General features: G+C 68.7%; 13 protein-coding genes. 7 read left to right on the top strand and 6 right to left on the bottom strand.

Going from position 1 to position 16,683, the window contains the following annotated elements:
- From VFS34_02165 to VFS34_02155, 3 genes are all read left to right on the top strand, one after another.
- On the top strand, positions 1 to 1,240 hold a 1,240-nt coding region (locus VFS34_02165), incomplete at its 5' end, for a hypothetical protein (GenBank protein ID HET9793239.1).
- 67 nt (positions 1,241 to 1,307) lie between these two features.
- The gene (locus tag VFS34_02160; GenBank protein ID HET9793238.1) at positions 1,308 to 2,660 is read left to right on the top strand and encodes a DEAD/DEAH box helicase; all 1,353 of its coding nucleotides are present in this window, start codon (positions 1,308 to 1,310) and stop codon (positions 2,658 to 2,660) included.
- A gap of 64 nt (positions 2,661 to 2,724) precedes the next feature.
- Complete coding sequence (locus tag VFS34_02155) at positions 2,725 to 3,702, top strand: GGDEF domain-containing protein (protein ID HET9793237.1); 978 nt, start codon at positions 2,725 to 2,727, stop codon at positions 3,700 to 3,702.
- A 302-nt stretch (positions 3,703 to 4,004) separates the two neighbouring features.
- On the opposite strand, the gene VFS34_02150 is transcribed toward VFS34_02155, so the two are convergent.
- The 3 genes from VFS34_02150 to VFS34_02140 are packed head-to-tail and all read right to left on the bottom strand — an operon-like array spanning position 4,005 to position 6,852.
- Complete coding sequence (locus VFS34_02150; GenBank protein ID HET9793236.1) at positions 4,005 to 5,057, bottom strand: D-alanine--D-alanine ligase; 1,053 nt, start codon at positions 5,055 to 5,057, stop codon at positions 4,005 to 4,007.
- A 4-nt stretch (positions 5,058 to 5,061) separates the two neighbouring features.
- Complete coding sequence (locus VFS34_02145) at positions 5,062 to 6,093, bottom strand: putative zinc-binding metallopeptidase (protein HET9793235.1); 1,032 nt, start codon at positions 6,091 to 6,093, stop codon at positions 5,062 to 5,064.
- A gap of 39 nt (positions 6,094 to 6,132) precedes the next feature.
- On the bottom strand, positions 6,133 to 6,852 hold the full coding sequence (locus VFS34_02140; GenBank protein HET9793234.1) for a class D sortase: 720 nt from the start codon (positions 6,850 to 6,852) through the stop codon (positions 6,133 to 6,135).
- A gap of 78 nt (positions 6,853 to 6,930) precedes the next feature.
- On the opposite strand from VFS34_02140, the gene VFS34_02135 reads away from it, so the two are divergent.
- From VFS34_02135 to VFS34_02125, 3 genes are all read left to right on the top strand, one after another.
- A complete protein-coding gene (locus VFS34_02135) occupies positions 6,931 to 10,143 on the top strand; it encodes a glycosyl hydrolase (GenBank protein HET9793233.1) in 3,213 nt (1,070 codons plus the stop codon).
- A gap of 10 nt (positions 10,144 to 10,153) precedes the next feature.
- Positions 10,154 to 11,080 carry a DUF1684 domain-containing protein gene (locus VFS34_02130; GenBank protein HET9793232.1) on the top strand — a complete coding sequence of 309 codons (927 nt, stop codon included), beginning with the start codon at positions 10,154 to 10,156 and terminating at the stop codon, positions 11,078 to 11,080.
- A 170-nt stretch (positions 11,081 to 11,250) separates the two neighbouring features.
- Positions 11,251 to 12,852, top strand: a complete 1,602-nt coding sequence (locus tag VFS34_02125) for a putative Ig domain-containing protein (GenBank protein ID HET9793231.1) — start codon at positions 11,251 to 11,253, stop codon at positions 12,850 to 12,852.
- A 57-nt stretch (positions 12,853 to 12,909) separates the two neighbouring features.
- Here VFS34_02125 and VFS34_02120 read toward each other — a convergent pair whose 3' ends face one another.
- The gene (locus VFS34_02120; protein HET9793230.1) at positions 12,910 to 14,532 is read right to left on the bottom strand and encodes an ABC-F family ATP-binding cassette domain-containing protein; all 1,623 of its coding nucleotides are present in this window, start codon (positions 14,530 to 14,532) and stop codon (positions 12,910 to 12,912) included.
- Positions 14,533 to 14,550: 18 nt separating this feature from the next.
- On the opposite strand from VFS34_02120, the gene VFS34_02115 reads away from it, so the two are divergent.
- The gene (locus VFS34_02115; GenBank protein HET9793229.1) at positions 14,551 to 15,375 is read left to right on the top strand and encodes a methyltransferase domain-containing protein; all 825 of its coding nucleotides are present in this window, start codon (positions 14,551 to 14,553) and stop codon (positions 15,373 to 15,375) included.
- Between the two features lie 38 nt (positions 15,376 to 15,413).
- Here the strand turns inward: VFS34_02115 and VFS34_02110 are convergent, their stop codons facing one another.
- Together VFS34_02110 and VFS34_02105 are read right to left on the bottom strand one after the other, a co-directional pair.
- Positions 15,414 to 16,208, bottom strand: coding sequence for an SDR family oxidoreductase (locus VFS34_02110; GenBank protein ID HET9793228.1), 795 nt, complete (start codon positions 16,206 to 16,208; stop codon positions 15,414 to 15,416).
- 84 nt (positions 16,209 to 16,292) lie between these two features.
- Positions 16,293 to 16,634, bottom strand: a complete 342-nt coding sequence (locus VFS34_02105; GenBank protein HET9793227.1) for a hypothetical protein — start codon at positions 16,632 to 16,634, stop codon at positions 16,293 to 16,295.
- Positions 16,635 to 16,683: the final 49 nt, after the last annotated feature.

Here is a 16,683-nt window from a genome sequence, read left to right as displayed (position 1 = left end):
AGGAATCGACGCCCGGCGGGCGCACGCACGGATCTTCGCCGCGGCGATCGCTCTCTCGGCCGCCGGATTCCTCCTCTTCGGCGCGTGGGCTCTGCATCCGTCGGCCGCCGACCTGCGCTCCGTCGACGGGGTCGTTCCGGCCCCCCGCGGCGACTGGATCGGGATCTCGGGACGCGCCCGCGGGCGCGAGTCGTCGGTTCTCGTGTACGTGAGGACGGGAGAGTCCCTCCTCCTCGGGTTCAAGCGCCCCGGCGTGCCCGTGATCTCGGCGGACGGGTCCGCGGCCGCATGGATCTCCTGGACGCCCGGCTTCCCGGAATCGAGCGTCACTCCGAGAACCGTGGTTCTCGCCGACCGCCGCCATCCCCGGCTCGCGTGGGAAATGAAAGAGCTGCAAGGCGATCCGATCCTCCTCTTTTCTCCCGCGGCGCGCCGGTTCGCCGTCATCGCTGCGGCCCGCGTCGTCGTCTGGGACGCGGCGGGCGGGGGAATGCTCGCCGCGGCGACGCCGCCTCGCCCCCTCTGGGAAGACGCGCGAGGCTTCACCTGTGCGACCTTCGCGGGAGAAACCCGGCTCCGGATCTACGCGGCCCGACCGGCCGGTGGCCGGGGGACTACGACGATCGACATCTACGAGCTCGACGTCACGAGGAGGAGCCTTCGATTCGCAGGTTCTTCCGGGCCCTTCCGCCGCACATTTCCGATCCTCGCCTCCCCCGATCGCTCGAGGCTCCTCGTCCGGGAGGCGACCGCCACCGTCGATCTCCTCGACGGGGAGACGGGACGTTCCATCGCTCAATTCGGGGCGCCCGACGTGTCTTTCCGGTCGGCGGCATTCCTGTCCGACGGCACGATCGCCCTCTTCGAATCGTCCGGCGGTGCCGGACGGCTGCGCCGGCTGACCCCGGACGGCGCGGTCGTCTCGACCCTCGACGTCGGCGCCGCCGACCGCGCCTGGATCCTCGGGGAACCGCGCGCCGGCGACGTGATGCTCGCCACGTCGTCCGGAAGCGGCGCGGCGTGGCGCCACGTGGTCGTCGTCGGCCGCTCGTCGGGCCGAGCGGAGCCCTGGGGCGAGAACCTCCTTCCGGCGTCGCCGTTCGCGTCGACGCTCGCGGGCGATCCGGGAGCGATCCCCGCGCCGGGGAGCCTCGCCGTTCGCCTCTTTTTCACGACCGACCGCGCGCTCGTCGTCCTCGACGGTCCCGGGCGCGTCCGGGCGCTGCTGCCGGGCCGCTGATCCCGGTTCCGGACGGGCGGGAAGGCCGCCTTGTGTCGCGGGCGGCCGTGTGACACTCTCGGGACTCATGCCTTTTTCGAAATTCGGCCTCCATCCCGATCTGCTCCGCGGCGTTCACGACATGGGCTTCGCGCGCCCGACGCCGATCCAGACCGACGCGATCCCCCCCGCGATGGAGGGGCGCGACGTCCTCGCCTGCGCGATGACGGGCAGCGGCAAGACCGCGGCGTTCGTGCTCCCGATCCTCCACCGCCTGATGGCGAAGCCGCGGCGCACGACCCGCGCGCTCGTCCTCACGCCCACCCGCGAGCTCGCCGCCCAGATCGACGAGCACCTGGGGCAGCTCGCCACGCACACGCCGCTCTCGGGCGCGGCGGTCTTCGGCGGCGTCGGCATGGGCCCCCAGGAGCACGCGTTCCGCGCCGGTGTCGACGTGATCGTCGCCACTCCCGGACGCCTGCTCGACCACTTCCGCTTCCCCTACGCGGCCCTCGCGGGGCTCGAGATCCTCGTCCTCGACGAAGCGGACCGGATGCTCGACATGGGATTCCTCCCCGACATCCGCCGGGTCCTCAAGCACCTCCCGCCCCGGCGGCAGACGCTCTTCTTCTCGGCGACCATGCCGCCGCCGATCGTCGAGCTGTCGCGCGAGATGCTCAGGAACCCGGTGCTCGTCAATCTCGAGCGAAAAGCGGCGCCCGCGGTCGGAATCACCCAGGCCGTCTATCCGATCGCGTCGGAAGCGAAGCTCCCCCTCTTTCTCGAGCTCCTGAAACGCGGCGAGCTGAAGACCGTGCTCGCCTTCACGCGAACCAAGCACCGCGCCAACCGGCTCGCCGAATTCCTCGCCCGGCACGGGATTCCCTCGGACCGGATCCACGGCAACCGGTCCCAGGCCCAGAGGACGCAGGCGCTCGCGAACTTCAAGGCGGGGAAATACCGCGTCCTGGTCGCGACGGACATCGCGGCGCGCGGGATCGACGTCGAGGCGCTCTCGCACGTCGTCAACTTCGACGTGCCGAACGTTCCCGAGGACTACATCCACCGCGTCGGCCGGACCGCGCGCGCCGAGGCGACCGGCGACGCCTTCACCTTCGTCTCTCCCGAGGAGGAGGGCGATCTCCGCGCGATCGAGCGCGCGATCGGGAAACGCCTGCCCCGGATCGTGCTCCCCGACTTCCATCCGAAGGCCGCCGCCCCGGAACGCTTCGAGATCCCCCTCTCCGAGCGCATCGCCGCGATCCGCGCCCGGAAGTCGGAGGAGCGGGCGCGCGCGCGACAGAAAGAGGAGCGGCGGCGGCTCGCCGGTTCTTCCCCCGGCGCGAGGCCCCCGGCGCCGGGTCCCCATCGCGCGCCGCCGCCCCCGGGAGCCGCCGCGCCTCCGGGCGGCCATCTCCCGCGCCGGCGCCGCCGCCCCTGAACGGATCCGCGGCGCGCTGCCGCCCCGTCGCGTGATACCCTTTCCCCAGAAAACGGGTACGAAAGTGGATGATCCGGGCAGAACGGAAGGCGGCTTCCTGGGGCGGCTCCCGTCGGAGAAGACGTCTCCGGACCTGGCCGACGCGAAGCGCAAGACCACTCAGTCGAACATGGTCCCGGTCGACCCGCGGGCGGACGCGGAAAACGCCGAAGCCGACATCATCCTGATCTCGCATCCGCAGAACAAGAACATCGGCCGCCGCTTCCGGCTCGCGCCCGGAAAATCGCTCGAGATCGGCCGCTCGCCCGACGCCGAGATCGCGCTCCCCGAAGTCCCCTCCGTGTCACGCAACCATGCCCGTCTCGAGTACCAGCGGGGCGTCGTCGTCCTGCGCGATCTCCAGAGCACGAACGGGACCGCGGTGAACGATCGGCTGATCGACCGCCCGACGCCGCTCCGGAGCGGCGACCGTTTCCAGGTCGGCGCCGTCCATTTCAAGTTCCTGCACGAGGAAGACGTGGAGCAGGCGTACCACGACGCGATCTTCGAGCTGGTCATCCGGGACGGCCTGACCGCGATCTACAACAAGCGGAAATTCGACGAGGAGATCGAGCGCGAATTCGCCCGGGCGCGCCGATACGGCCGGCCGCTGTCGCTCGTCTTCACCGACATCGACCACTTCAAGACCGTCAACGACCGCCACGGGCACCTCGCCGGAGACTTCGTCCTGCAGCAGGTGGCCGCCCGGATGCAGCGGGTGCTCCGCGTCGAACAGACGCTCGCGCGGATCGGCGGCGAGGAGTTCGGGGTGCTGTGCCCGGAAACCGACGCGCCCGCCGCGGCGGAGGTCGCCGAGAAGCTCCGGCGCGAGATCGCCGGCGCGTCGTTCCAGTTCGGCACGTTCGCCGTCGGCATCACCTGCTCGTTCGGCGTCGCCGAGTTCCGCCCGGAAATGGGCGGCCCCGCGGATCTTTCCCGCGCCGCCGACGAGGCGATGTACCTGTCGAAGCAAAACGGCAGAAATCGCGTGACGATCGGTTAGCGGGCGCGGACGATACGCGCCGTTATACGGGACGCGAGCGACCGGCGTCTTCCGACACGTCTGGCCGCGCCTCGACGCTGCGGCAACCGATCAATGGTTGGCGAGGAACGCTTTTGCGTCACCGATTGAGCCGACCGGGGGGTTCTCATGAGACGAGGCAGTGAGGCGCGGCGAGGCGCGAGCCCGGCGGGATGCGGGGAGACCGGCCCGCGGCTAAGGCGTGCCGGGGCGCGTAGCGGCCGCGGGCGGGCTTCCCGCGTCCGCTCGCTCGATGCATCGCCGCGCCGGCCACCCGCGCGCGCCTAGGTGGCGCGCGCCATCGCGAGGTCGACGATCTCGCGAATCATCCCGTGATAGCTCCGCCCCGATTCCCTCGCCGCCATCGCGAATTCCGCCGACGAGGAGAGCCAGGGGTTCGGGTTCGCCTCGATGACGAAGACCTTTCCGTCCGGAGCGAGGCGCAGGTCGATCCGTCCGTAGTCGCGGAGCTCGAGCGCCCGGTACGCGCCGACGGCGATCTCCTCGACCTTCCGGACGACCTCCTCGTCGAGGCCGGTCGCGATCGCCGACTTCGTCTTCTTGTACGCCTCGGTCTCGCGCTCCCACTTCACTTCGGTCCCCGCGATGCGCGGCATCCCCTCCGGAAGCTTCGACAGATCGAGCTCGACGAGCGGCAGCGCCTCGGGGCGGTCGTTGCCGATGACGGCGGCGTAGATCTCGCGCCCCTCCACGTACTCCTCGACGAGGACGGGCGAATCGAACCGCTCCTGGATGTGCTCGACGCGTTCCATGAGCTCCTTGATCGTGCGGACGACCGACCCGGCGTCGATCCCGATCGAGCCGTCCTCCGACGTGGGCTTGACGATCAGGGGGAACTGGATGTCGTGCGAGAAGCCGACCTTTCCGCGGTCGATCACCGCGAAGTACGGCGTGGGAAGGCCGTGGAACTGGAAGATCTTCTTCGCCAGCGCCTTGTCCTGCGCGAGATAGAGCGCATGCGAACCGGCGCCCGTGAACGGCCGGTCGAGGAGCTCGAGATACGCCGCGATGTTCATGTCCCGCGTGTCGTCGCCCGCGTACGACTCGGTGAGGTTGAAGACGAGGTCGGCGCCGTTTCTCGCGAGCGTGACGAGCGAGGCGTCCTTGCCGTCGAGCACGTGGTACGAGGGCTCGTGCCCGATCTTCACGAGCGCGTCGAAGATCTCCTCGCGGTCGAGCTTCGGCCGCCGGATGCGTTTCTGAGGCGGCTTCTTCTTGCGCTTGCGCGCGCGGGGCACGGGCTCTTCCGCCGGCGGCTTCTCCTCGGCGGGCGCCCCCCCCTCCTCCCAGACGTCGTAGAGCACGGCGATTTTCATCGGCTCACTCCTCCTCCGTCGCGATGAATTCCCCGCGCACGAGGTAGTTCATCGCGAGGGTCGTGACGTAGGCGGTCACGGCCGCGAGATCGGCGCGCTCCCGGGCCGGCTCGGAAACGAGCCCGAGCTCCCGGAGGCGCCGTTCGATCGATTCGACGACGCTCTTGACGAGCGGCCGCCGCACTCCCGTCCAGTGCGCGACCCGGTCGACGATCGGCTTCCGGCATTCGGCGACGAGCTCGAACGCGGGACGGGCCGCCTTCTTCCGCCGCCTCCGCGGAGGCCTTCCGAAGATCTCCTGCAGGTCCACGTCGAGAGGAAGCTTCGCGGCGAGCTCCTCGTCGGACTGCCGGGCGTCGCGGTAGAACTCCGCGATCGTCGTCTCCATCTCGTCGACGGTCACGTCGGTCGCGCCCCGCGACCGCTTCGGCTCCACGTCGGCGACCCGGCGCGCCACCCGGTCGACGTAGCGGAGCTTCCGGAGCGCGCCCCACCCCTTGTACTTGGTCCGCCACCCGGACCGCGGCGTGAGCCACACCGCGAACGTCTCGGCGAAGTCCTCGTCGGGGTGCTTCTGCGCGTACCACCCGGCGATGTGCCGGACGAATTTCCGCGAAAACGGAACCGGCTCGTAGTCGTCGTGATACGGACGGCGGAAGGGCCCGAAGAGGTCCCGCCACTCCGACGTCTTGTAGAGCTCGTAGGCGTAATTGAATGCGTGTCCCGCCTCGTGGCGGAGATACATCATGATCTCGCGCTCGTCCTCGAGATCGTTCATCGCCCTCTCGAGAGCGGCGAGCTTCGGATCGGCGAGATAGAACGGGATCCCGATGATCGGCTGCCCCGACGGGCATCCCCACTCGTCCGTCAGATAGCACCCGGGCCGGAAGCGCTTCAGTCCCTTCTGGTCCAGCTCACGGTAGAGCTGCTGGACGTACTTCTCGACGCTCGAGCCTTCGAGCTTCAGCCCGAGGTCCTTGATCGGCCGGAGCAGGAGCTCCTCGACCTCGGGGGGGGTCTTTTCGAACGTGTGCATCCGCTCTCCCGGATCCGGCGGCCCGGAGCCCGAAACGCGTCAGTTCGATTCGATCCGGGACGCGTGCACCACGAAGCGCTTCGGGGCGTTGCCGACCCACCAGAAAGGGTAGCACGTGACGAGCGTCAGGGACGGTTTCGGCGTGTCGCGAAGGACCGCGACGTCCTCCGGAGGAACGATCGCGACGTCGCTCACCCGGTATCGGTAGGTACGCCGCGCGGTCGTGAGCTCGATCTCGTCCGCCCGCCGGATCTCGTGGAGCGGGCGGAAGAAGCTGTCGCGGTGGGCGGCGAGGGCCATGTTGCCCCGCGGCCCGGGGAGCGCCGTTCCCGGAATGTGACCCACCCCGAGCTTCAGCGTCGCCGCGTCGTCCCCCTCGAGGACGATCGCCGACAGCCCGAGCCTCGGGATGTCGAGCCGGCCGAGGAGATCGCCGCGCGAAGGAAGGGGCTCGGCTTCCGGAGCCGCGGGAGAAGGAGGGGCGGGACGCTCTTTCGCTCCGAGGCCGACGCGGCTCGCGAGGTACTGCGCCACCGACGCCGTCTCTCCGCGGCGCTGCCGCTCGAGCGACCAGCCGGCATACCGCTGCCAGGCGTGCGCCTCCGCGAGCGTCCAGCCGCACCAGCCGAGGAGGAGCGCTCCGACGATGAGGAGCGCCCGTTCGAGGGAGATCGCCCCGTCGCGCGCAAACCGCCGCCAGACCTCGGGCGGGCGAAGCTGGCGCCGCGGATACACTCGGGGCTCGACGAAAAAGCTCATCTCCGGAGAAAATCAGCAAGGCCCGTGCCACGGACGGTTTCGTATACTCCTCGAATCGTTGAACCGAAAGGAGAAACCTTGAGCCCGCTCCGTCCGTCCGTGATCTTCGCCGCCCTCGCGTCGTCTCTCGCCGTCTCGATGTCGGCCGCCCCTTCTCCGAGCGTGACGCTGGCCGACGCTCCGGCGAAATCGGCGAGAACCGCGGCCCCGGAGAAGTCGCTCTCCGACCGGTTCGACGGAATGCGTTTCCGCAACATCGGCCCGTTCCGCGGAGGCCGCGTGACGGCGGTGACGGGCGTCCGGGGCGACCGTCTGACGTATTACTTCGGCGGGACCGGCGGCGGCGTCTGGAAAACGACCGACGGTGGCGGCCGCTGGGATCCGACCTCGGACAAGGACTTCAAGGCCGGCTCGGTCGGCGCCGTCGCCGTAGCGGAATCGGACCCGAACGTCGTGTATGCGGGAATGGGAGAGGCGCCGATCCGCGGCAACGTCTCGAAGGGGGACGGCGTCTACAAGTCGACCGACGCGGGACGCTCCTGGGCGAACGTGGGACTCCCGGGAACGGCCCAGATCTCCCGCGTTCGCATCCATCCGAAGAATCCGGATCTCGTCTACGTCGCCGCGCAGGGGCACGTCTGGGCGGCCAACGACGAGCGCGGGATCTTCCGTTCTTCCGACGGCGGCCGCTCGTGGAAGAAGGTGCTGTTCGTCGACGCGAAGACCGGCGCCTCCGACCTCGCGATGGACCCGGTCAATCCGCGCATCCTCTATGCCGCGTTCTGGCAGGTCTATCGAAAGCCGTGGACGCTCGAGAGCGGCGGCCCGGGCGGAGGCATCTGGAAGTCGACGGACGGCGGAGACACCTGGAAGAAGCTCGCGGGCGGTCTCCCCGAAGGGGTCGTCGGAAAGATCGCGGTCGCGCCCTCCCCGGCGCGCGAGGGCCGCGTCTGGGCGATCGTCGAGGCGGAGAAGGGAGGAGTCTACCGGTCCGACGACGGCGGAGAGAAGTGGACGCGCGTCAACGAGGAGAACAAGCTCCGGCAGCGCGCCTGGTACTACACGGAAATCTACGCCGATCCGAAGTCCGCCGACACGGTCTACGTCCTGAACACCGGCTTCTATCGCTCCCAGGACGGCGGGAAGACCTTCGCCGGCATCCCGGTTCCGCACGGGGACAATCACGACCTCTGGATCGATCCCGACGATCCGCTCCGCATGATCGAGTCCAACGACGGCGGCGCCAACGTGAGCATCAACGGCGGCCGAAGCTGGTCGTCGATCGAGAACCAGCCGACGGCGCAGTTCTATCGCGTCGCGACCGACGACCGCACCCCGTACCGCGTCTACGGCGCCCAGCAGGACAACACGCCCGTCGTCATCCCGAGCGCCGCGCCGGGACCGGGCATCGGGCGCCCCGACTGGTACATCGTCGGCGGATGCGAGAGCGGGTGGATCGCGCCGAACCTCGCCGACCCCGACGTCGTCTACGGCGGCTGCTACGGCGGGTCGATCACGAGGACCGACCGGAAGACCGGCGAGGAGAAGGAAGTCATCGCGTGGCCGCAGCTCGCGATCGGACAGGCGGCGAAGGACCTGAAGTACCGATTCCAGTGGAACGCGCCGATCATCGTCTCGCGCTTCGACCCGAAGACCGTCTATCACGCCGCGCAGGTGCTCCTGCGCAGCCGGGACGAGGGAAGGACGTGGGAGGAGGCGAGCCCGGACCTGACGAGGAACGACAAGTCGAAGCAGGGATACTCCGGCGGGCCGATCACCTACGACGACACCGGCATCGAGGTCTACGACACGATCTTCTGCGTCGCCGAATCGCCGTTCGACGCGAATACGCTCTGGGCGGGGACCGACGACGGCCTCGTCCACGTGACGCACGACGGCGGAAAGACCTGGAAGAACGTCACGCCGAAGGGCCTCCCGGAATGGATCCAGATCAACGCGATCGAGCTCTCCCCGCACGACCGGTCCACGGCCTACGTCGCCGCCACGATGTACAAGTTCGACGACGACCGTCCCTACGTCTACAAGACGACCGACGACGGCCGCACCTGGACGAAGATCGTCTCCGGGATTCCCGACGGCGCGTTCACGCGCGTCGTCCGCGAGGACGCCGTCCGCCCCGGGCTGCTCTACGCGGGAACCGAGACGGGACTGTACGTGTCGTTCGACGGCGGCGGGCGCTGGGAGCGGTTCCAGAGGAACCTTCCCGTCGTGCCGATCACGGATCTCGCCGTCAAGAACCGCGATCTCGTCGTCGCGACCCAGGGCCGCGCGTTCTGGATCCTCGACGATCTGACTCCGCTCGAGCGATGGAACGGGGCGATCGCGTCGTCCGCGGTCCATCTCTTCCCTCCCCGTCCCGCCCTGCGGATCGAGCGCGGAGGTTTCGGCGAAGGCGGCCCGCGCGGACCCGCCGGGGAGAACCCCCCGGGCGGAGCGACGATCGACTGGTGGCTCTCGAGCAAGCCGTCGGAGAAAGAGAAGGTCGAGATCGAGATCTTCGCCGGCGACCGGCTGCTCCGGAAGTTCACGAACGCGAAGAAAGAGGAGGGCGCCGAAGAGGAGGAGAACGCCGAGAAGAGGATCGAGCCGAAGGAGGGATTGAACCGCTTCGTCTGGGACCTCCGGATGTTCGCCCCCACGCTCCTTCCGAAAGCCGTGATCTGGGGAAACAAGAACGGGCCGATGGTCGCTCCGGGCGCGTACCGGGTGAAGCTCACCGTCGGCGACCGCTCCTTCGAGGAAAAGCTCGAGGTCGCGCCGAATCCCGCCGTCCATGCGAGTCCGGAGGACCTCAAGCGTCAGTATGAATTCCTCGAGTCCGTGCGCAACGCCCTTTCGGAAACGCACGCCTCCGTGATCCGGATCCGGTCGGTGAAGACGCAGATCCAGGACGTGCTCGCCCGCGCGAAGGAGATCGGGAAGGACGAGGCCCTGAAGGCGCCCGCCCGGGCTCTGACCGAAAAATTGACGGGCATCGAAGAGAAGCTCGTCAACCCGAAGGTGAAGGCGAACCAGGACGTCCTGAACTTCCCGCCGAAGCTCGATCACCAGTTCGTCGGACTGACCAGCGTCGTCTCCTCGGCGGACGGCGCGCCCGCTCCTTCCGCCTACGCGTACTTCGACGAGCTCGAGAAGCAGCTCGCCGGAATCCGCGCCGACCTCGCCGCCGCCCTCGAGAAGGACCTGCCCGAATTCGATCGCGCGGTCGAGAAGGCCGGGGTGCCGCCGATCGTCGTGCCGAAGCCGAAGGACCCGTCGGCGCACGAATGAGGGAGAGGCGATGAAGATCCGCCGAGCCTCCCCGCTCCTCGCGGCAGCGCTCCTCGCCGCGGCCGCCGTGTCCTGCCGGGCGCGCCGTTCGCCCGCGGAAGAGGCCTACGTCCGCTCGATCGAGACCTGGCGCGCCGGCCGGATCTCTCGCCTCGAGAAGCCGGACGGGTGGCTCTCGCTCGCCGGCCTCTTCTGGCTCCAGCCCGGGGTGAACGCGGTCGGGTCGGCGTCCGGGAGCGCCGTGCGGCTGCCGCCGTTCGCCCCCGCGCGCGCGGGAGAGATCGTTCTCGCGGGCAAGGAAACGCGCTGGGAGCCCGCGCCCGGATCGTCCGTGCGGTCAGGCGGAAAGCCCGCCGAGGCGATGCCGCTGGCATCGGACGAGAACGGAGATGCGACGGTTCTTTCGACGGGCACGGTTTCCTTCTTCGTGATTCGGCGCGGCGATCGCACCGGCGTCCGCGTGCGCGACAGCGCGAGCGCGGCGCGGCGCGACTTCCACGGCCTCGAGCACTATCCGGTTTCCTCCGAATGGCGCTTCGAAGCTCGGTTCATCCCGTATCCGCAGCCGAAGCACGTCACGGTTCCGACGATCCTCGGTTTCCCGGAGGACGACGTCTCGCCCGGCGAGCTCGAATTCACGTGGCGCGGCAGGCCCTACCGGATCGTTCCGATCTTCGAGCAGGGATCCGACGAGCTCTTCATCATCTTCGGCGACCGGACGAACGGGAAGGCCACCTACGGGGGAGGACGTTTCGTCTATGCGCCGATGCCGACGGCGGGCAAGACCGTCCTCGATTTCAACAAAGCGTACAACCCGCCCTGCGTGTTCACCCCGTACGCGACCTGCGCTTTGCCCTTGCCGGCCAATCACTTACCGTTCGAGGTGAAAGCGGGGGAAAAGATGTACGCGGAGAGCTGGGAACTGCGCGGCAAATGACGGGATGCCTCGGCTTCCCCTCTCCGGGTTCAATCGAGAAAAAAGGCCCGGACTGACGAAAAATTGACGGAAGTATCCGTCTCCCCTACAATACACGGGTTTTATCCCCATCGGAGGTTGGTTTTTAGCGGGTCACGCCGTCGAATGCCGGCGCCCGCGACGAGGAGACGATGAAGAAGATCATCCTGGCGTCTTCGTTAGCGATCGCGGTGATCGGCCTGGCGTCCCGGGGGAGCGCGCTTCCGCCGCCTTCGCTGTCGGTGGCGAGCGAATCGGGCTCCGTCATGTACACGGATATCGGAAACACTCTGGACGCGACCTATCTCGTGTTCCAGATCACGAACAGCGGCGGACCCGCCTCCGACGTCTGGGCGCAGCTCGACACCAGCGCGAGCTCGATCATCAGCAACGTCGGAACCGGCGTGCACGAGCTGAAATTCAAGCCGGCGACGGGCGCGCACGGGACCGCGCCGACGCCCGAAACCGGCCTGGCAGGCGGAGAAACCAAAGGCGTCTTCTTCCTGGTGAAGGCGACACAAACGACGAGCACGCCCCAGACGCTCACCGTCAAGCTCTTCAGCACCTGCAGCGACACGTCGACCCCGGGTTGCGGCAGCGGTACGCTCAGCGGCTCGCTCGGCAGCCAGAGTTTCGCCTTCACGGTCGCCGACACGATCCAGGCGAACGCCAACAAGGTGAACACCGTGATCACCATTCCGAGCAATCCACAGATCGGACAGCTCGGGACCATCACCGTGGACGGATGCACGGGGACGGTCGGCGCCGCGAAAGTCCTCTACTTCTCCCCCGTGTCCTCGCACTCCTGGCCGGCCGATTCCTTCGAGTTCATCGACGCGGACATCGACATCAACGGTTACGCGAACACGCCGTACCGGAACGTCGCGCTCATTCCAAGCGCCGACGTCCTGACGAACGCGACCTGTTCCCAGAACGGCTCCGGGACCGGCTCCTACGACGAGATCTTCACGTTCGTCATCGATGGGCAAGGTACCGCCTCGACGACGCCGGCGAACTTCATCTCGAGCGGCACGCAGGTCAAGCACACGACGAACGCGAGCGGAAGTTTTTCCGTCGTGATCCCGCCGCCGACGTGTCCGACGATCACGGTCTCGTCGACCCCGGCGACCCTTTTGAACGCCACGGTGGGCGTGCCGTACTCGGCGAGCTTCTCGGCGAGCCCTCCCGCCCAGGGAACCTACAGCTTTACCGCGTCGGGACTGCCGGCATGGCTCTCGCTCGATTCCTCGACCGGCGCGTTGACCGGTACGCCGGGCTTCGGCGATGTCGGCACCGTGTCGTTCACGGTGACGGCGACCGATTCGGGAGGAGACCCCGCCGGATGCACCGGTCAGACTCAGTTCACGTTCGACGTCGTCTGTGCGCACATCGACGTCCATTCGGTTCCGTCCTGTTGCCCGTACCCGGCGGCGACGGTCGGGCAGCTCTACACGATCCATTTCTCGGCGAGTCCGTCCGGGACCTACACGTTCTCGGGGTTCAACTTCCCTTCGTGGCTTTCCATCGACCCGTCCACGGGGATCCTGTCGGGGACTCCGGGGACGGGTGACGTCGGAGTCGTGGACATCGGGGTCACCGCGACCGAAACGACCAGCCAGTGCCAGGGCGGACTGGAAGTCGAATTCAACGTCGATCCGGCGGCGCCGAAGGTGCCCACGCTCGGCGGCGTCGGTCTCGCGGTGCTCGCGCTGTCGCTCGCGGCCTCCGCCTATTCCCTGATCCGGCGCGGGTAGCCTCCTCTACCGCGGAACCTGGAATCCCGGGGCTTCGGCCCCGGGATTTTTTTGTCCCTAGGCGTGGACGCCCGGCGCTTCCCTTCCCGTCGCGGCGACGTACTCGGGGTAGGACCCCGGATAGGCGTGCGGCTCGCCTTCGCCGACCTCGAGCACCCGTGTCGCGAGCCCGCGCAGGAACGTCCGGTCGTGCGAGACGAAGAGCATCGTCCCCTCGAAACGGCCGAGCGCCGCGACGAGCATTTCCTTCGTCGCGAGGTCGAGATGGTTCGTCGGCTCGTCGAGCACGAGAAAGTTCGGCGGGTGAAAGAGCATGCGCGCCATGACGAGACGCGACCGCTCGCCGCCCGAGAGCGCCCGCACCGGCTTTTCGACGTCGTCACCCGAGAACTGGAAGGCGCCGAGGAGGCTCCGGATCGCCGCCGGGCTGTCGTGCGGGAAGTCCTTCTCGATCTGCTGAAGGACCGTGAGGCCGGGATCGAGGAGCTCGAGCGCCTGCTGGGCGAAGTAGCCGAGCGTGAGGCTCGCCCCGAGCTTGACCGCGCCGGCGTCCGGCGCGAGCGTGCCGGCGACCATCTTCAGGAGGGTCGTCTTGCCGGCCCCGTTCCTTCCCATCACGCACCATCGCTCGCCGCGCCGCACGAGGAAATCGAATCCCGCGTAGAGGCAACGGTCGCCGTAGGCCTTGCTGACCCCCGAAAGCGCGGCGACCTCCTCCCCGGAGCGCGCCGGCGCGGGGAAGTCGAACCTCACCGCCTGCCGCCGCCGCGGAAGCTCGATGGTCTCGATCTTTTCGAGCTTCTTGACCCGGCTCTGCACCTGCGCCGCCTTGGCGGCGTGGGCCGAGAAGCGCTCGATGAAGCGGTGCTCCTTCGCGAACATCGCCTGCTGGCGGGCGTACGCGGCCTCCCGCTGCGTCTCGCGAAGCCTCCGCTCCCGGTCGTAGAAATCGTAATCGCCGGAGTACGACACGAGCTCTCCCCCGTCGATCTCCACGATCTTCGACACGATCCGGTTCATGAAGTCGCGGTCGTGGCACGTCATCAGGAGCGACGCCGCGCTGCCCTTCAGGAAGTCTTCGAGCCACAGGATCGATTCGATGTCGAGGTGGTTCGTCGGCTCGTCGAGGAGGAGGACGTCGGGTTTGCCGAGGAGCACCTTCGCCATCGAGACGCGCATCTTCCACCCCCCGGAGAGCATCGACACGTCGCGATCGATCGCCGGGTCCTCGAATCCGAGGCCGTGCAGCACCTCCCGGGCGCGCGCCTCGAGCTCGTATCCTCCGCGCTGCTGATACTCCTCCTGGACGCGCCCGAATCTCTCGAGGATCCTCTCCATCCCGTCGGCGAGCTCGGGGTCGCCGAGCTCCCGTTCGAGCGTCGCGAGATCGTGGTGGAGGTCGCCCAGGCGGCCGCTCCCGGCGATCGCCTCCTCGAGCACGGTCCGTCCCGCCATCTCGTCGATCTCCTGGCGGAACCAGCCGATCGTCAGCTTCCTCGGCACGGAGACTTCGCCGTCGTCCGGATGCTCCTCGCCGGCGATCATCCGGAAAAGCGTCGTCTTCCCCGCGCCGTTCGGTCCCACCAGCCCGACCTTCTCGCCGGGGTTCAGCTGGAAGGACGCGTCGACGAAGAGAATCTGCCGGCCGTACTGCTTCGAAATCCGCGAGAACGCGATCATGGAGCGCGGAACGATATCATGCGAAAAATGGCGGACTCCGGGTACATCCACGGGACGTCGGCGGAGGAGCAGTCGCGGCTCGCGCGGCTGAATGCGCTGCTCAACCGCGCGTCTCTCGAGGCGCTCGGTCTGGCGGGAGGCGAGCGGATCCTCGACGTGGGAAGCGGCCTCGGCCAGCTCACCCGCGCCATGGGAAAAGCGACGGGGCGCTGCGTCATCGGGGTCGAGCGGAGCGCCGACCAGCGGGAGACGGCGGAACGGCTCGCGGCCGAAGGCGGCGAGAAGGATTTCGCCGAGTTCCGCGCCGGAGACGCGGAAGCGCTCCCTCTGGCCCGCTCGGAATGGGGAACCTTCGATCTCGTGCACGCGCGGTTCGTTCTCGAGCACGTCGCCGACCCGCTCGCCGTCGTGCGCCAGATGACGCGCGCCGTCCGGCCGGGAGGGCGCATCGTCCTGGAGGACGACGACCACTCGATGATGCGGCTCTGGCCGACGCCGGAGGGCTTCTCCGCGGTCTGGAGCGCCTACATGGCGAGCTACGAGAAGATCGGCGGCGATCCGATCGTCGGCCGACGTCTCGTCGCGCTCCTCGCCGAGGCGGGAGCGCATCCGCGCCGAAACCGGCTCCTCTTCTTCGGCAGCTGCGCCGGCGCGGCCGATTTTCCCCTCTACACGGAGAATCTCTCGATCATCCTCGAGCAGGCGCGCGGCCTCATCGTCGACGGCGGGTTGCTCGACGCCGAGCGGTTCGACCGAGCGCGCGCGGCCTACCGGGAATGGGCAGACCGGCCCGACGCGGCGATCTGGTACGTTCGGAACTGGGCGGAGGGCCTCCGCCGTTAGGGAAGCGGGCGCGGCCCGCGCGCCTGGATGGCCGGAGACTAGAAGGTTCCCTGGACCAGGCTGCCGTCCACGAGCAGCGACACGCCGGATACGTAGCTCGCCCGTTCGCTGCACAGGAACGTCACGACGTCGGCCAGCTCGCGCGGCCGGGCGGAGCGCTTCAACGGGATCGACTGGGAGGCCCGCGCGGTGTATTCCTCGATCGATATCCCCGCTTCCTTCGCGCGGATCCCGTGCAGCTCGATCTGCCGGTCGGTCGCGACGTAGCCGGGAAGGACGGCGTTGACGAGGACGTTGTCGGCGCCGACCTGATTCGCCATCGTCTTCGTGAGCGCCGAGATGCCGGCCCGGATGGTCGACGAGACCGTCAGGAGCTCCATCGGCTGTTTCGCGACGAACGACGTCAGATGGACGATCCGTCCCCACTTCCGGTCGCGCATTCCCGGGAGGACCAGGCGGGAGAGCCGGATCACGTTCATGAGCGTGCCTTCGATCCCGGCGCGCCACTGATCCTCCGTGAGTTCTTCGAACTTCGCGGCGGGCGGCCCCCCGGCGTTCGTCACGAGAATGTCCACGCCGCCGAACCGGTCAACGGTCGCGCGATGCCATGCTTCCAGATCCGCCGCCCGGGAGAGATCGCAGACCGCCGTCTGGATCTCGGCGCCCGGAGCCTCGCCGAGAATGGCTTCGCGCGCCCCCTTCAGCGAATCGGCCGATCGCGAGCAGATCGATACCCGGCATCCTTCGCGCGCCAGCCCGGTCGCCACCGCGCGGCCGATTCCCTTGCTCGCCGCCGCGACCATGGCGGGCCGCCCCTTCAGTTCGAGGTCCATCGCGCGGATCTTACCCCGGCGGACGCGGCGACCCGATGCCGAGGCCGTTCGGGCGCGCGGCGAACCGCGCGCCCGAACTCCGCCTCACCGCTCGATCGCCGGCTGGCGGACGAAGGAGGTCTGCGGGCCGTTCAGGTCCGTCAACGGACTGATCACCGCCCCCACGCCGAGATTCCCGTGCCGAGCCGCGACGAACGGGCTTCCGCCGATTCCGTTCATCGCCGCCGCGGTCTCCGCGTCGCCCTCCGAGAGCCGCCGCGGACGGGCGGCGGGGGCGAGGAGCGCCGCGGTCGCGAAGCCGCGCGAGAGATCGCATCCCGCGGCGGCCGGAAACGGGAAGGGCTCGCGCCACCCCCCCGCCGTGACCGTGCCGACCATCGCCGAGCCGAGAAGAGCCGCCATGACGCCGAGCCGGGTCCATTTCATCTCCCACCTCCGGTCGTGTTCCGCCGCTCCTTCATGAAGCGGTACTGCT

The organism is Thermoanaerobaculia bacterium, from assembly GCA_035717485.1.
Lineage (GTDB): Bacteria > Acidobacteriota > Thermoanaerobaculia > UBA5066 > DATFVB01 > DATFVB01.
The sequence above is the reverse complement of the archived record's forward strand: the minus strand, read 5'-3'. Positions and strand labels throughout refer to the sequence as shown.

What these genes read in the sequence shown, in the direction of transcription:
- VFS34_02140 (HET9793234.1), bottom strand. Translation starts at nt 6,852, where the DNA reads ATGAGCTTTTTCGTCGAGCCCCGAGTGTATCCGCGGCGCCAGCTTCGC.
- VFS34_02125 (HET9793231.1), top strand. Translation starts at nt 11,251, where the DNA reads ATGAAGAAGATCATCCTGGCGTCTTCGTTAGCGATCGCGGTGATCGGC.
- VFS34_02145 (HET9793235.1), bottom strand. Translation starts at nt 6,093, where the DNA reads ATGCACACGTTCGAAAAGACCCCCCCCGAGGTCGAGGAGCTCCTGCTC.
- VFS34_02105 (HET9793227.1), bottom strand. Translation starts at nt 16,634, where the DNA reads ATGAAATGGACCCGGCTCGGCGTCATGGCGGCTCTTCTCGGCTCGGCG.
- VFS34_02110 (HET9793228.1), bottom strand. Translation starts at nt 16,208, where the DNA reads ATGGACCTCGAACTGAAGGGGCGGCCCGCCATGGTCGCGGCGGCGAGC.
- VFS34_02130 (HET9793232.1), top strand. Translation starts at nt 10,154, where the DNA reads ATGAAGATCCGCCGAGCCTCCCCGCTCCTCGCGGCAGCGCTCCTCGCC.
- VFS34_02160 (HET9793238.1), top strand. Translation starts at nt 1,308, where the DNA reads ATGCCTTTTTCGAAATTCGGCCTCCATCCCGATCTGCTCCGCGGCGTT.
- VFS34_02115 (HET9793229.1), top strand. Translation starts at nt 14,551, where the DNA reads ATGCGAAAAATGGCGGACTCCGGGTACATCCACGGGACGTCGGCGGAG.
- VFS34_02150 (HET9793236.1), bottom strand. Translation starts at nt 5,057, where the DNA reads ATGAAAATCGCCGTGCTCTACGACGTCTGGGAGGAGGGGGGGGCGCCC.
- VFS34_02120 (HET9793230.1), bottom strand. Translation starts at nt 14,532, where the DNA reads ATGATCGCGTTCTCGCGGATTTCGAAGCAGTACGGCCGGCAGATTCTC.